This is a genomic window from Mesorhizobium sp. AR07 (genome assembly GCF_024746815.1).
Lineage (GTDB): Bacteria > Pseudomonadota > Alphaproteobacteria > Rhizobiales > Rhizobiaceae > Mesorhizobium.
In genome coordinates this window covers 925,691-939,634 of the sequence record NZ_CP080528.1, presented here as the reverse complement: position 1 = coordinate 939,634, position 13,944 = coordinate 925,691, and the positions used below count along the sequence as shown (strand labels likewise).

At 59.2% G+C, this 13,944-nt stretch carries 12 protein-coding genes; 1 reads left to right on the top strand and 11 read right to left on the bottom strand.

Going from position 1 to position 13,944, the window contains the following annotated elements; genetic code table 11:
- A complete protein-coding gene (nifA, locus tag BPNPMPFG_RS40700) occupies positions 1–1,821 on the top strand; it encodes a nif-specific transcriptional activator NifA (RefSeq protein WP_258598578.1) in 1,821 nt (606 codons plus the stop codon).
- A gap of 141 nt (positions 1,822–1,962) precedes the next feature.
- Here the strand turns inward: nifA (BPNPMPFG_RS40700) and BPNPMPFG_RS40695 are convergent, their stop codons facing one another.
- The 11 genes from BPNPMPFG_RS40695 to BPNPMPFG_RS40645 form a co-directional block, all read right to left on the bottom strand.
- Positions 1,963–3,867, bottom strand: coding sequence for an ABC transporter ATP-binding protein (locus tag BPNPMPFG_RS40695; protein WP_258598576.1), 1,905 nt, complete (start codon positions 3,865–3,867; stop codon positions 1,963–1,965).
- Entirely contained in the window at positions 3,867–5,735 is a 1,869-nt protein-coding gene (locus tag BPNPMPFG_RS40690; RefSeq protein ID WP_258598575.1) for an ABC transporter ATP-binding protein, read from the bottom strand. The genes BPNPMPFG_RS40695 and BPNPMPFG_RS40690 overlap by 1 nt, the downstream gene beginning before the upstream one ends.
- Before the next feature lie 68 nt (positions 5,736–5,803).
- Positions 5,804–6,715 (bottom strand): SIR2 family NAD-dependent protein deacylase, encoded by a 912-nt coding sequence (locus BPNPMPFG_RS40685; RefSeq protein ID WP_183455293.1) that lies wholly within the window; start codon positions 6,713–6,715, stop codon positions 5,804–5,806.
- Positions 6,716–6,750: 35 nt separating this feature from the next.
- Positions 6,751–6,963, bottom strand: a complete 213-nt coding sequence (gene nifT, locus BPNPMPFG_RS40680) for a putative nitrogen fixation protein NifT (protein ID WP_183455292.1) — start codon at positions 6,961–6,963, stop codon at positions 6,751–6,753.
- Positions 6,960–7,280, bottom strand: coding sequence for a nitrogen fixation protein NifZ (locus BPNPMPFG_RS40675; RefSeq protein WP_183455454.1), 321 nt, complete (start codon positions 7,278–7,280; stop codon positions 6,960–6,962). The genes nifT and BPNPMPFG_RS40675 overlap by 4 nt, the downstream gene beginning before the upstream one ends.
- Before the next feature lie 68 nt (positions 7,281–7,348).
- Positions 7,349–7,543, bottom strand: coding sequence for a 4Fe-4S binding protein (locus BPNPMPFG_RS40670; RefSeq protein WP_183455291.1), 195 nt, complete (start codon positions 7,541–7,543; stop codon positions 7,349–7,351).
- Between the two features lie 30 nt (positions 7,544–7,573).
- Entirely contained in the window at positions 7,574–9,055 is a 1,482-nt protein-coding gene (gene nifB, locus BPNPMPFG_RS40665; RefSeq protein ID WP_258598573.1) for a nitrogenase cofactor biosynthesis protein NifB, read from the bottom strand.
- Positions 9,056–9,294: 239 nt separating this feature from the next.
- Positions 9,295–11,034, bottom strand: coding sequence for a nif-specific transcriptional activator NifA (gene nifA / locus BPNPMPFG_RS40660; RefSeq protein ID WP_258598571.1), 1,740 nt, complete (start codon positions 11,032–11,034; stop codon positions 9,295–9,297).
- A 167-nt stretch (positions 11,035–11,201) separates the two neighbouring features.
- Positions 11,202–11,501: a ferredoxin family protein gene (locus tag BPNPMPFG_RS40655; RefSeq protein WP_183455289.1), complete on the bottom strand. Its 300-nt coding sequence runs from the start codon at positions 11,499–11,501 to the stop codon at positions 11,202–11,204.
- A gap of 11 nt (positions 11,502–11,512) precedes the next feature.
- Positions 11,513–12,820 carry an FAD-dependent oxidoreductase gene (locus BPNPMPFG_RS40650; protein WP_258598570.1) on the bottom strand — a complete coding sequence of 436 codons (1,308 nt, stop codon included), beginning with the start codon at positions 12,818–12,820 and terminating at the stop codon, positions 11,513–11,515.
- A gap of 10 nt (positions 12,821–12,830) precedes the next feature.
- Positions 12,831–13,940, bottom strand: coding sequence for an electron transfer flavoprotein subunit alpha/FixB family protein (locus BPNPMPFG_RS40645; protein WP_183455287.1), 1,110 nt, complete (start codon positions 13,938–13,940; stop codon positions 12,831–12,833).
- Positions 13,941–13,944: the final 4 nt, after the last annotated feature.

Genomic DNA, 13,944 nt, shown 5'->3' with positions numbered 1-13,944 from the left:
ATGCTAGACCTGAAAAATAATCGGGAATCCGAACCGACTGCTGAGCAGACGCCGTCATGCTGCACATCGCTGGGCGCGAAAACGGACGACTCCAAATCCGCGACGATCAACGCGGTCGCTGTGGTGCCGTCGCAAGAGAGCGCGCTTTCGGGCATCTCCGAAATATCGCAAGCACTCACCGCCGACTCTCGGCTCGAAGTCGCGTTGGCCAAGGTCGTAGGTCTCCTGCGGTCGTTTGTGCAGATGCGGCACGGCATGATCTCTCTCTTCGACGGTGATGGCGAACTGGAAACCACCGTTGGCGCCAGCTGCAACGAGAGCTGCAATGAGCGCGGCCGGATGTACATGCCGCGGAAGGCAATCGACCAGATTCTGACGACGGCTATGCCCCTGATGGCCGAGAACATTGCGGTTCATTCGGCCTTCACCACCGCCGACTTGGATGCGCTCGGGGTCTCGGACAATATACCAGTGTCGTTCATCGGCGTTCCCATTCGCGTCGATGCAAATGTCGTGGGTACGCTGACCATTGACCGCGTAGTGGACAGTGGCTCAAGATTTTGGCTCGATTACAACCTCCATCTGCTCCCCCTAATCGCCAACCTAGTGGGACAAGCAGTGAAGTTGCATCGCTCCTACTTGGGCGACCGCGTGCATCCGATCTCAGAGAAGGACCGGCAGCAAAAGCGGTTCTCCGAGCTCCAGCACCCGGCGCGGGAGCCTAACCAGATTCACGTCAAGGGGATGATTGGCGACAGTTCGGCGCTGCGCGGTCTGCGTCAGAAGGTCACGGTCGTAGCCAAGGCAAAGATTACGGTTCTGTTGCGGGGCGAATCCGGTACCGGGAAGGAGCTGGTCGCCAAGGCCATTCACGAGTTGTCGCCGCGTGCCAAGCGGCCCTTCATCAAGCTCAATTGCGCGGCGCTGTCCGAGACAGTCCTGGAGTCCGAATTGTTCGGTCATGAGAAGGGTGCATTCACAAGCGCTTTCAATTCGCGCAAGGGGCGTTTTGAGCTCGCCGACAAGGGGACGTTGTTCCTGGACGAGATCGGCGAGATCTCGGCCTCGTTCCAGGCAAAGCTCTTGCGCGTGCTGCAGGAGCAGGAATTTGAGCGCGTCGGCGGCAACCAGACCATTAAAGTTGATGTTCGCGTGATTGCAGCCACGAACAAGGACCTGGAAGAGGCAGTTGCAAGAAACGAGTTCCGCGCCGACCTCTATTACCGCCTCAGTGTGGTTCCCTTACTGGTGCCGGCGCTACGCGAAAGGCGCAGTGATATTCCGCTCCTCGCGGCTGAGTTTCTCAAGAATTTTAATGATGAGAACGGCCGCATGCTGACCTTCGATCCGAGTGCGATAGAGGTACTGATAAACTGCGATTTTCCCGGCAACATTCGCGAGCTCGAAAACTGCGTGTATCGGACAGCGGTCCTGGCGGCGGGACCATCAATCGGAAGAGACGACTTTGCCTGCCGCCAGGGCCAATGCTTCGCTGCGGCGCTGCGTAAATCCAGATCTGGCAACGTCGCGATGCAACCCGGGCCGATCGTGCCGCTGCCGGTGATTCCGGCGATACCGCCGGCTGCGGCCGCTAGTTCTGCCGCCGTCGCAGTCCCACCTGAAACCATAGGGCAGCCGCTGCGAGGGCCTGCCGGCGCAGTCCACTTCAATGCTACGACAATGACCGATGCCGAGCGTGTCATTGCGGCCATGGAAACATGTGGCTGGGTCCAGGCAAAGGCGGCACGCCTGCTTGGACTGACGCCACGCCAGATCGGCTACGTGCTGAGGAAATACGGCATCGAGATCAAGCGTCTGTGAAAGGACGGCTAAGCCAATAACCAAGACAATTCATGCGCTGGTGTTTCAGTGGGGGCCATGCGCCAAATGGAAGAGGCAGGCGCCAACTAGACCAGGAAATTCGCTTGGAGATCAATTGGCGTCACAGCGCAGAAGTTTGCATTAGGTCGAAGAGGAGGCTTGCACCCCCGTATCGGATTTCTTTTCGGGAATGTCGTCGAAGGATGAGTAGTTGAGATTGTATAGCTTGGAATAGAGCCCACCCAGGGCCGTTAGTTGGTCGTGGTTTCCGGTCTCAAGGACTTGGCCGTTCTGAAGCACGATGATGCGATCGGCACTGCGGATCGTGGCGAGCCGGTGGGCGATGATGAGGCCAGTGCGGCCTTTAAGCAGTTTTGAAAGAGCCTTCTGGATCAGCATTTCCGTGTAGCTGTCGATATTGGCGGTGGCCTCGTCAAGAACGAGAATCTTGGCGTCGGCAACGAGAGCACGCGCGAAACTGACAAGCTGGCGCTGGCCGAGAGAAAGGTTGCCGCCGCGTTCGCCGAGCTGGGTATCGTATCCGTCTGCAAGGCTCATAATGAAGTCATGGGCGCCGACTGCCTTGGCGGCCTCGATCACGTTGTGCCACGTGGCCTCCTTCTTGTGGTAGCGAATGTTTTCGAAGACCGTCCCGGTGAACAGGAACGGCTCCTGCAGCACCATGGCGACCTCTCGGCCGAGCGATTCCTGGGTGAGATCTCGCACATCGTATCCGCCGACCAGCACTTGGCCCTGCTGAACATCATAGAAGCGGTGGACGAGGGCCATCGCGCTCGATTTACCAGAACCGGTCGGCCCGACCAAAGCGACCGTCTCGCTAGGCATGACCCTGAAGGAAACGTTTTTCAGCACCGGATGGCCGGATTTGTAGCCGAACGTGACGTTCCTGAACTCGACCGAGCCATCCATTTCCGGCGAAAGCACTCTGGCATTCGGTTTGTCCTGAACCTCGATCCTAACGTCCAGCACATCGGTCAGCCGCTTGCCGGATGCCATGGCGCGCTGCATGACCGAATACTGGAGGGTAAGGGAGCGAATTGGGTCAAAGAAGCGCTGGATATAGAATAGGTAGGCGACCAAAACGCCCACGTCGATGCGACCATTCATGATCATGGAGCCGCCGGCCACGATGACGATAGCCATGGCGAGCCCGGTGAGGCCATCGACGATCGGCACCATCACCTGTGCATACTTGGCAGCGGTCAGGTGAGCACTGAGGTCGGCATGCGCCTTGTCGTCATAAAGCATGAAATTTATCTGCTGGCGGTCCATGCACTGGACGGTGCGCACGCCGTGAATGGCTTCCGCCAGCGCGCCATTGACGACCGAATTGGTTTCGTGTGCCGCCATGAAGGCTTCGCGGGCACGCGGCAGCCATACGATGCGGATGATCAACAGGGCCGGCAAGACCGAGAGTGTCAGGAAGCCGAGGCGGAAGTCGAGGCACAGCATCACGAAAACGATGCCGAAGAGAAGAGCAATGTCTCCTACGGAATAGACTGAGGTCTCGACGAATTCGTGGATCGAGCTAACGTCGCCTTGAAGGCGGGACATCAGGCGTCCCACCTCGGTCTTGTCCATGAAGGAGAGCGAAACTTTCTGCAGATGGGCAAACATTGCGCGGCGGATATCGAAGAGGACGTTGTCAGCCATTTTTCCGACTACGGTTTCCTGCGCGTAGGCGGCGCCGAAATTAACCAGAATAGCGAGCGCAAACGCTCCGGCGGCCCTGAGCAGGGCGGAGCGATCAACGCCTGCCGGAGTTATGGCGTGATCGATCGCGCGGCGGATGATCAGGGGGATGAGAAGCTGCATGCCGACGAAGATCAGCAATGCGGCACTCGAGATGACTACCCTAGCACGGTAGGGACGAACGAAAGCCCAGATGCGTCGAACGATGCTCTTGTCGAAAGCCCTGCCGAACATCTCCTCATTGATGCGGTGGGAGCCGACCACCGCGTGCGGGGGGCGTCCGCCGCCGTCATTAGGTTCGATTTCAAGTTCGGCGGCGTGCCCCTTGGTCATCAGGGCGCGCCTCTGTGCGTGATCGCACTGTCATCTTCCGGGCGCAACTGGAGATCATAAAGGGCCTTATAGCGTCCTCGCTTAGCCAACAGCTCTTGATGGGTGCCGCGTTCCACGATCTCGCCATTGTCAATAAACAGGATCCGGTCGGCGTGCCTGAGCGAACTCAGCCGGTTGGCAATGATGATCGTCACCCTATCCTTGGCGAATCGCCGTATCGCCGCGCGGATGCGCTGCTCAGTGGCGGCGTCGATCGCGGCCGTTGAGTCGTCGAAAATGACGATTGATGGGCGCAGCATCATTGTGCGAGCTATCGTGAGACGCTGGCGCTGGCCGCCCGAGAGGGAGGCGCCGCGTTCGCCAACGACCGTCTTGTAGCCTGCGGGGAGGCTGAGGATGTAATCGTGCAACTGGGCGGATTCGCTGGCGCGCTTGATTCGCTGTTCTTTCGCCCAGGGATCGCCATAAGCGATGTTGTTCTCGATCGTGGTAGTGAACAGGAATGCATCCTGCTGTACGACTGCGACTTCCTTGCGAAGTGTGGCAAGGGTGACCGCGCGGATGTCCTGCCCGTCAAGCGTGATGGTGCCCCCGGTGACGTCATAAAAGCGGGCGATCAGGTGAGCGATTGTCGATTTGCCCGAACCCGGCGGACCGACGATAGCGATCGTTTCGCCTCTACGGGCGCAAAAGCTGATATTCTTCAGAATGGGGCGGCTTCCGGTGCCGGGATATACAAACGAGACATTATGGAAGCTCAGAGTGCCTTCACTGATCTCGAGCGGTTTGGCGCCGGAAGCATCCCTGATCGTGATGTCCTGGTCGAGCAGACCGAAGAGGCGCGAGCCGCAAGTGTAAGCGCGGGCGAAGCCATTGACCATTAGGCCGATCTGCCGGACGGGCATTTGCAGAATGGTCATAAACGCAAGGAACGTGGCGAGCGTTCCGACGCTGATTTGGCCCGCGATGAGCTTGTTGCAACCGATCCAGAGGACCAACCCCATGGCCAAAAAGAATGACAGCGTCATCGCCGACGTGTTGGGCACGTAGACGTCAACCTGCTCGTGGGCGCGGGCGAGCGCGTTCTTCGAGGCGCGGTCGAACTTCACCATCTCATAGGCCTGTGCCGAAAACGCGCGGACAACGCGGATGCCTGCGAGATTCTCCTCCATCACGCGGCCTAGAATCGAAAGCCGCTCCTGCAGGTCGAGCCAGGTGGCGCGTAGCTTTAGCTGTGTGACCGACGAGCGCCAGGCTACGAAAGGGACGAAACTCAGCGCGATCACCCCGAGCATCGGGTCGGTTGATATCATCGTGTAGGCGCCGATGCCCATCAGCATGGTGAGCAGAAGCATACGAACCAGGGCGGTGGAAAAATACATCCGCACGCCGTCGAGATCGAGCATGCCGAGGGTGATTAGATCGCCTGAATGAACCCGGTCGTGAAAAGAAAAGCTGAGACGTTGGATCTTGTCGTAGCAAGCAAGTCGCAGTTCGTACGCGACGTGATGCCCGACGGCCTCCGCAAAATAGTTCTGCGCCATCGTGAACAGGCCGCGTAGCGTACTCGCGGCGAGCAGCAGGAGAGCCGAAGTCCAGAGCGCTTGTTCTGCGGCGATCGCCGCAATACCGCCCCCAATCGCTATCTGAGTCAGGTCGACAGCCCGGCCGAGAAGCTGGGGAATGAGCAGCTGGAGGATTGCCGCTACGATCGTCGATCCGAAAGCGAAGGCGACCTGCCACCGGTTCCGCAAATTCATGCGGGTAATGCGCAGCAGCGTGCTGAAGCCACGGCCCCACCCGGCCGCTTGCTCATGCTTGGACGAATTCAGAGGCTTCGTCGCGCCGCCAATTGCATCAGTACCCACGTGTATGTTCCAGACTGAATTCCGACGCTTCCTGAGGCAAGCGAGAGACCCACAACTAACGACGCCCGTTAACGAAAATCTTGGCCACCATCTACAGCAGTGCCCGATCCGACGAGGCGAGCAGCGGCTTCACCTAAGGGCATATCGATGACCGTAATTGCGCTTGCCGCAAGGAAACGGCGTTCGTTCTTGGTCAGTATTGCCGCGTCCATCACCGCATAGTGTGGACCTTTGGAGCGCTTCATTATCTGTCGGGCGAAGGTGCGCAGCATCTGATCGTTGAAACGGCAACCGACGAAGAAAAGGCCTCGATAGGTGCGCCGTTCCTTCACCACATCAGGAATCGGCGTCTGGAGATCGATCTCGGTGAGCACTTCGACATAATCGGAATCCGCGACCAGAAAGTTTGCGGCCGGCCTAATGCTGCCGTGAGGCGTATAGAGAACCGTCTTTGCGGCTGATCCGGGTTCGAGTTCGGTCCCAGACAAGTCGTAGGCTTTCGTCCAAATGTCACCGAATTCGTTCGCCCGCGTGACGCCTTGTATCTCAACGACGTCCGTTCGGCCGGCCTCTGCGAGGGTCGTGCGCATGGCACTGTCGTACCAGCTATCGATGATCAGGGAGAGCGGCAGCCTCGCGAGCCAGGTGTGGAGAACAGTCGGCGCCGCCGGCGCTGCGAATATCTCGGCCATCCATGCCTGAAGCGTCCGGCGATGCCGGCGCTGTTCGATGAACTGCGCGACGGACCACATATTGGTGCGAATCTTTGAAGGGGCTGGCGCCCGGCTATTTAGCGCCGCGGCGACGGCTTCCGGCGTGCACGGTACCGACGGTTCAGCGGAACTGAGGCGGAGAAGGCCCGGACCGAGATATGGGATCATCTCATCGGCCCCGAGCGCGTTGCGCGCAAGGTCAAGCAGCTTTTCGGCAAAACTGCCCTGGATGACGACGAGGTGGCCCAAGTTCAGGATCGTGTTCATGCTCATTCCTCTCGCACCCTCTTCCACCCGCAACATCAGTCCTCGTCGGAGATCTTTCTTGCCTCGACGGTGATCGGCAAACGCGTATCGGGCGGAAGGTCGGGTAGGACGAACTGCCAGCCGTTCCTGAGTGTTATGGCCCCGCCCCACAAATGTTCGTTCTCCAGCTTGATGATGGCCTCTTCGCAATCCTTCTTTGGGAGATACGCCGACAAGCCAGCACCGGTCCTGCGGATCATGACTTTCATCGAGCCGTTCCCTCACGGGCACTGCTTTCGGCACTGCAAGGAGCCTCCGCTTTGTCGAGGCTCATCAGTTCACGCGCTCGCATGCCGACCACCGTGCCGCGATCGATCCATTCGACCGCATAGATGAAGAACTGCTGGAGAAAGGTGCCAATGTCGCGCACATAACCTTCGTCGCCCTTCCGCACGAGGTTTTCGCCGATCTCCCTGCCAGGATAGGTGCCGTCATTCTTTATGTGTCGTGTGGCACGCACCCGCTCACCCGGCGTAAATCGCGGCGGCTTGCGGATTTCGATGTCCTGTTCGCGTCCGAGCCACATGCGATTCATTCCTTTCGAGTTAGAGCCTCCTTCTGAGGCGACGCGGTCGCGGCGAAGCCGAAACGGAGTCAAGCAGGAACGCAGGTCTTCGGCACCGGACATACCGATACGCATTGCTGCGTGTCGGCGGCCTCCTTGCATTCGGTGCATTTGTTCGGATCGATCACATAGGCCTCGCCCTTGAATTTGATCGCTACAGAGGGACATTCGAACTCGCAGGCGCCGCATTGGGTGCATTGGGACGCGATGATCTTGAAAGCCATTTTAACTCCTGGTGGATTGGAATGGGGCGGCTAGGCCGTTGCAGCCAGTGGTCCGATCGCAAACGCGGTGGCGTAAACTGCGCTAATTGCGGTTTCGATGTAGTCATGACCATAAGCGTCCGTTGCTCGGATTCCCGCTTCCGCGAGCTGATCCTTCGGGCAATTTCCGATCTTGGCGCAGAGCACGATGTCTATGCCTTCCAGCGCAGCGATGACGCCGTCGAGGGTGGCTTTTTCGCCCCAGCCGCCGACGCAATACTGCTCGACCTTGCGATGCCCGACAATTCTGATCCCTTTCGGCGAGGCTTCAAAAAGTTGGAATTCCCTTGCATGGCCGAAGTGTTCATTGACACGGCCACCCCCCTTAGTCGCCACCGCGACGAGAAGGGACTTGCCGGAGCCTGCTGCCTTGACCATTCCGATCGCCGCGCTCCTGGCCGCCACATGATCACGGCGCTCGTGCGCGACCACCTGTCGATAGGCCTCGCGCTTGCTGGAGTCGTAGGTGTCCTTGCCGGCAATCCGGTCGAGCGTGAATTCCTGGCCACGATCCCCGCCGAGCAGGCCGACGGCATCGGCCCGGCACTGCCGGCAGTGGCGCATCAACTTGGCGCCGCCGTCGAGACGATCCTGAAGCGCCTTCAACTCTGTTGCATTTGGACCGCGCTGCCCAGTCAGGCCGTAGTGCGTACCGTGCGCCGGGTCGGAAATCAGCGGCATGACGTTATGCAGGAACGCGCCACGCTCCTTGACCAATTTGTTCACGTCGATCAGATGCTCGTCGTTGACGCCGGGAATCATCACCGAATTGATTTTCGTGAGGATGCCGCGCGCGGTGAGCATCTCCAGGCCCAACATCTGCCGCTCGTGCAGGATTCGGGCGGCCTCGATGCCGGCGTAGCGGCGATGATCGTAAAAGATCCAAGGATAGATCTTTGCGCCGACTTCCGGGTCGACCATGTTGATGGTGATAGTCACGTGATCAACGTTCATGTCGGCGAGCTCGGCGACATGGTCAGGCAGCGCGAGCCCATTGGTTGAGACGCAAAGCTTGATGTCGGGGATCTCTCTGGCGACGCTTTCGAAGGTTGCCCTTGTCTTTTTCCAGTCGTAACAGGCATCGCCCGGTCCGGCGATCCCGAGTACGGAAAGCTGCGGCACCTCGTTGGCGACCGCGATCACCTTGCGCAGCGCCTGGTCGGGTGTCAGTTTTTCCGAAACGACGCCAGGCCGACTTTCGTTGGCGCAGTCATATTTGCGATTGCAGTAGTTGCACTGGACATTGCAGGCCGGTGCGACCGCGACGTGCATGCGCGCGAAAAAGTGATGCGCTTCTTCCGAAAAGCACGGGTGATCCTTGATCTTGTCCCAGACAGCCGGATCCATGTCCTCCGGCTTTCCCGCCACGCCGCAGGTTGAAGATGCGCAGCCACCGGATCTCGCGGTCGCCAGCAACTCGTCGAAGCCTGTCGTGCTGGTCAGGCCCTCAAGCGAAATTGTCGGTGCGGACATCAAACGGCTCCGTTGCTGGTAACGTCGCAGTTCAAGGCGCAAGAGTTATGCCGGCTCAAAGAGCGGTTCTAGTTCCCGATTGGCTCTGAGTGTCGCATTCTGTCGGTTTGCTCCGGCACAATTTTGTCCGGCTTGTGACAGTGCACAAGCCAATCGGGTCGAGGAGGCACCGCGTCCTGGGCATGCACAGCGTGAGGAAGACACTCCGAACTGACGTTTGAAGTCGCCAGCACGCCTGGCTAGAATTTCTTCACCTCGATACCATACCGGCGCAGAGCGTAGCCGACCTGCCGCGGCGTGAGGCCCAGGACACGAGCCGCCTTGGCCTGAACCCAACCGGCCTTCTGCATCGCGTCGGTCAGCCGCTCGCGTTCCGTCAGGTGCCGGCCCTTTGCTGGGCAAGCGGGATCATTGGGATCGCAGGCCTTCACGGGCGAGAACCCTTCCGGGGCCTCGATGCGCCGGATCGGCATCTTCGAGAGCTCGTCCGTGGCATTGCCGCCATGCGAAGGGCCGGCACCTTTCCAGAGAAGCGAAGAAAGGCATTGGTTGTTCTGGCAAGCGAAATCCGATGGAGTGATCGTCGTCGAACGCGCAAGTGTAGCTGTCCTTTGAACGCAGTTTTCCAACTCGCGGACATTGCCAGGGAAATAGCATTGCGAGATCAGGTCAAGCGCCAGCGGCGCGAAGGCGAGCTCGCGATGGTTTTCCTTGTTGAACCGCTCGAGGAACGCGTTCGCAAGGCGTGGAATATCGCCGGCGCGCTCTCTGAGCGGGGGTAGGATGATTGGCACGACATTGATGCGGTAATAAAGGTCGGCCCTGAACTCCCCATTTAAGACAGCCCTCTCAAGATCCTTGTTGGTGGCGCATATGAGCCGGACATCGACCTGAAGCGTTCTCGTGCCGCCGACTCGCTCTAGTTCGCCTTCCTGCAGGACGCGCAACAGCTTGGCTTGAAAAGCAGGCGAAATCTCGCCGATTTCATCAAGTAGCAGCGTTCCGCCATTTGCCAGTTCGAAGCGGCCGGCGCGCTGCGAGATAGCCCCGGTGAAGGAGCCCTTTTCGTGCCCAAACAACTCTGATTCCAGAACGCTTTCAGACAGTGCTGCGCAGTTTAATTTGACGAAAGCCTTCTTCCCCCGGGCTGAAAGCTTGTGGATGGCTTGGGCAAAGAATTCCTTGCCAGTGCCGCTTTCGCCCCGCAGAAGCACTGTGGAATTGGTTCTCGCCACGACCGAGACGGTTTCGAGTACCCGCTTGAGTGCGAGACTTTCCCCGATGATCCCGTCGATTTTGATATGCCGATGCCGGGCTGCGTCGGCCCTGTTCTCGTCGAACGACTTCTCCGGTCGCCCTTGCTCCTCAATGTATCGCTGGCCATCCATACTCAGCATACGATGGAGACGAATGGTGCGGCCGACAAGGTTGGCCACCATGGTCAGGAACCGTACGTCCTCGTCGCCGGAAGAGATGCTCTCGCCCTCACCGACGCGGTCGATCGACAATGTTCCAAGGATCTCGTGCTCAGCTACTAGCGGGATTCCGATGAAGGTAATTGGGATCGTGCCGCCACTCGAAGACGGCTGAACCTCAGCCTGAAATAGTTCGGACTTGCCAACGTCCTGTATTATGAGCGGCGCCTCCGTAGCGACGATCCGGTCTATCGCGGCTTGCGGTATGACGCGGCCAATTTCTGATTGAGATGGGTGGGAACTGCCGACGATTGCGGTAATCCCCGGCGCTGCTTCGGCGTCCAGGACGACGATGGCTCCATGGCGCAATTGCACAAATGAAGAAAGGGTATTCACGACATTGGCGATCGTAATCTCAAGCCGGGTGGGGGCAGTCAGGACCTGCGATATTTCGTAGAATCCCCTGGGGGAGATGTCCGGTTCGTGGATGGAGTTGATCCGTGGTTCAGGCAGGGTGTTCGAAGGTCCTTCTTCTTCGAGCCTATCGCTCGGCATGAGAGCCATGGAAACACCTCAGGGGTCTTCCAGAGTGCTCCTTCCATGCGCCATTTTGGATTCTGAAATTCGAAAGCACAGAATTCATGAGCTCCTCTCAAACTGCGAGATCGGTCTAAAAAATGGTTTGGCGTTTGCTTGCATTTCAGGTGCAGCCGAAACGGTGCGATCGCCGATCACCCGAATTTGAAGAGGACACCGAAGCCGCCGCGCGGGTAGTTCCACTCGATCTCGCCATTGCTCTCGCACAATATCCGGCAAGTGCCGCACTCCATGCAGCCGTCGGCGGTGATCTCCACTTGACCCTTGTCGTTCAACTCATAGCATTTCGCCGGGCAGATGTGGGTAAGCGCGCGCAAGTTCGCGCTCGGGCTCTCGTGCGGTCGCACTTTGATATGCGGCCGGCCAGGATCGACCAGATAGCGGTTCTGGTAAAGCTTGTCCTCGACGCGTAAATTCGTCACTGCGATCGTCATCCTGTCTTCCCTCAGCGCCAGGCCAATGCCAGGCGGACCGCGTCGCTGACCAGCCCCCAGCGAGAACGCACGTTGATAAAGGCGCGCGTGGTGGCCTTTTCCTTTTCAATCTTCGGTGTGCCGTCGACACGCATCAAGTTCTGCGCGGCCAGGGATATCAAGCGCGGATAGGTCGTGAAGAAGTTGCTGGAATTCGTGTGGATCAAGGCCGGCATGTCTTTGTATTTCCGAAGGTCTTTGACCACGAAGGAGTTGTCCAGCATGGTCTTGTAGATGGTGAGGTTTCGTCTGGTCATCGGATTGTTGCGGCGCTTGACCCCGACGATTGCCTCAGCCGCGATCCGGCCGGAGGTCATGGCGAGGTTCGAACCTTCGCGGTGAATCGCGTTGTTTAATTGGGCGGCATCACCGACCACGACCCAGCCGTCGCCAAAGAGCTGCGGAATCGCCTTGTGGCCGCCTTCGGGAATGAGATGCGCGGCATATTCCTTCACCTCAGAGCCGGCGATCAGCGGCCGGATCGATGGGTGGTTTTTGAACGCATCGAGAAGGACGTAAGGGCTCTCCATCGTCGCGGCGAAATCGGAGACGAGGCAGCCTATGCCCAATGAGATTGACTCCTTGTTGGTGTAGAGGAAGCCGAGCCCAGCCATGCTGCGGGAGATCGTCCCCACCGCCTCGATGACACAGCCTTCATCGCCCTTGACGCCGAACCGCTGCTCAATGACCTCTTCGGGCAGGAAATGCATTTCCTTTACGGCGAGCGCCACGGTTTCTGGTTTCGGCATCTTGCGCAGGCCGGCGCGCGTGCCAAGCAGTCCCGAGACACCTTCTGCGAGAACGACCACGTCCGAGAAGATCGGCCCGCCGGCCCGGTCCGTGCGGACGCCGACCACCTTGTCCTGGGCATCACGGACGAGTTCCGTTACGGTCGTCTCGCACAGAACCGTCGCCCCGGCCTCGCGCACCTTGCGCGAAAACCATTTGTCGAACTGGGCGCGTATGATCGTGTAGCGGTTGGGCTTTACCTCGTTGAAGTCATCCGACCGATAGTGAATCCCGGTGTGGGAGGTCTCGTCCATCACCCAAAGCCGCTGTTCAACCAGATGCCGCTCAAGAGGCGCATCATCCCGGAAATCGGGGATGATCTTCTCCAGCATGTTCGCGTACATGATGGCGCCCTGAACGTTCTTGGAGCCCGGATATTCACCGCGCTCCAATTGCAGCACGTTCAGGCCGTTGCTTGCCATGATGTAAGCAGCTGCGTTCCCGGACATGCCGGCCCCGACGACGATGGCGTCGAATTTCTCCTCGATCATATCCTCTTCCTTAGCTTGCAAGCTTGTCGCGACTGTGCGGAGACAGCCGCCGGGTAAAGGCTTCCGTAAGTGCGGGCAGGAAGCGGATGGCATCGGTCACGATCCCGAGGTGGGCAAAATCGAAAATCGGCGCGGTCGGGTCGGTGTTGATGGCCACGATGAGATCGGCGCCCTCAACTCCAACCCGGTGCTGAATGGCGCCGGAAATCCCCGCCGCAATGTAAAGCTTCGGCCGGATGGTCTTGCCAGTTTGGCCGATCTGTCGATCAGCCGGCATCCAGCCTTTCTGGACCAGCGGGCGCGAACAGCCATGTTCGGCGCCAATTGCTCGAGCGAGATTCTTCACAAGCTGCAGGTTCTCCGCCGCGCCGAGGCCAAGGCCTCCCGCAACCACGACGTCGGCATAGGCGAGATTTGCCTTTGCCGACTGGCTATCAGGCAGGAAGCCGAGGACTTTGGTCACGATCTCGTCCTCGGCCAGAGATACCTTGTGCTGGATGATACGCCCGACGGGCTTATCCGTGCGCTGCGGCATGGGCATGACCCTCGCTCGCACTGTCGCCATCTGCGGCCGGTAGTTGAGCGTGTAGATCGTGCATAACAAGGAACCGCCGAAAGTCGGACGGGTAGCCGCGAGCGAACCGTCGGTATCCACGTCAAGTTCGGTGCAGTCGGCCGTGAGCCCGGTCTGCAAGGTCGTCGCCACGGACCCGGCAAGATCCCTGCCGAGCGTGGTCGCTCCGAGAAGAAGGATCTCGGGTTTGTGGGTATCGACCAGATCCGTCATCACCTTGGTAAACGGCTCATTTCGATAATCGGCGAGCAGCGGTGCCTCGGCGATGTAGACAAGGTCGGCGCCATAAGCGAACGCCTCGGCAACGGCATACCAGGTGGCTTCTCCTGGCGGTCCGAGCACGACGCCCGCAAGCTGGACGCCAAGCTTGTCGGCCAGCTTGCGGCCTTCGCCGAGCAGTTCGAAAGACACGGGATGGACTTGGCCACGTTCGAGTTCGATGAAGACCCAGACGTGCCGGTAGTCCTTGAAACGGTCAGGCAGTTCTTTCTTTATGCCGGCACGGCCGGCGGCAGGGCGAGCGGGTTCTCGATTCGCTGTCGACATTGTC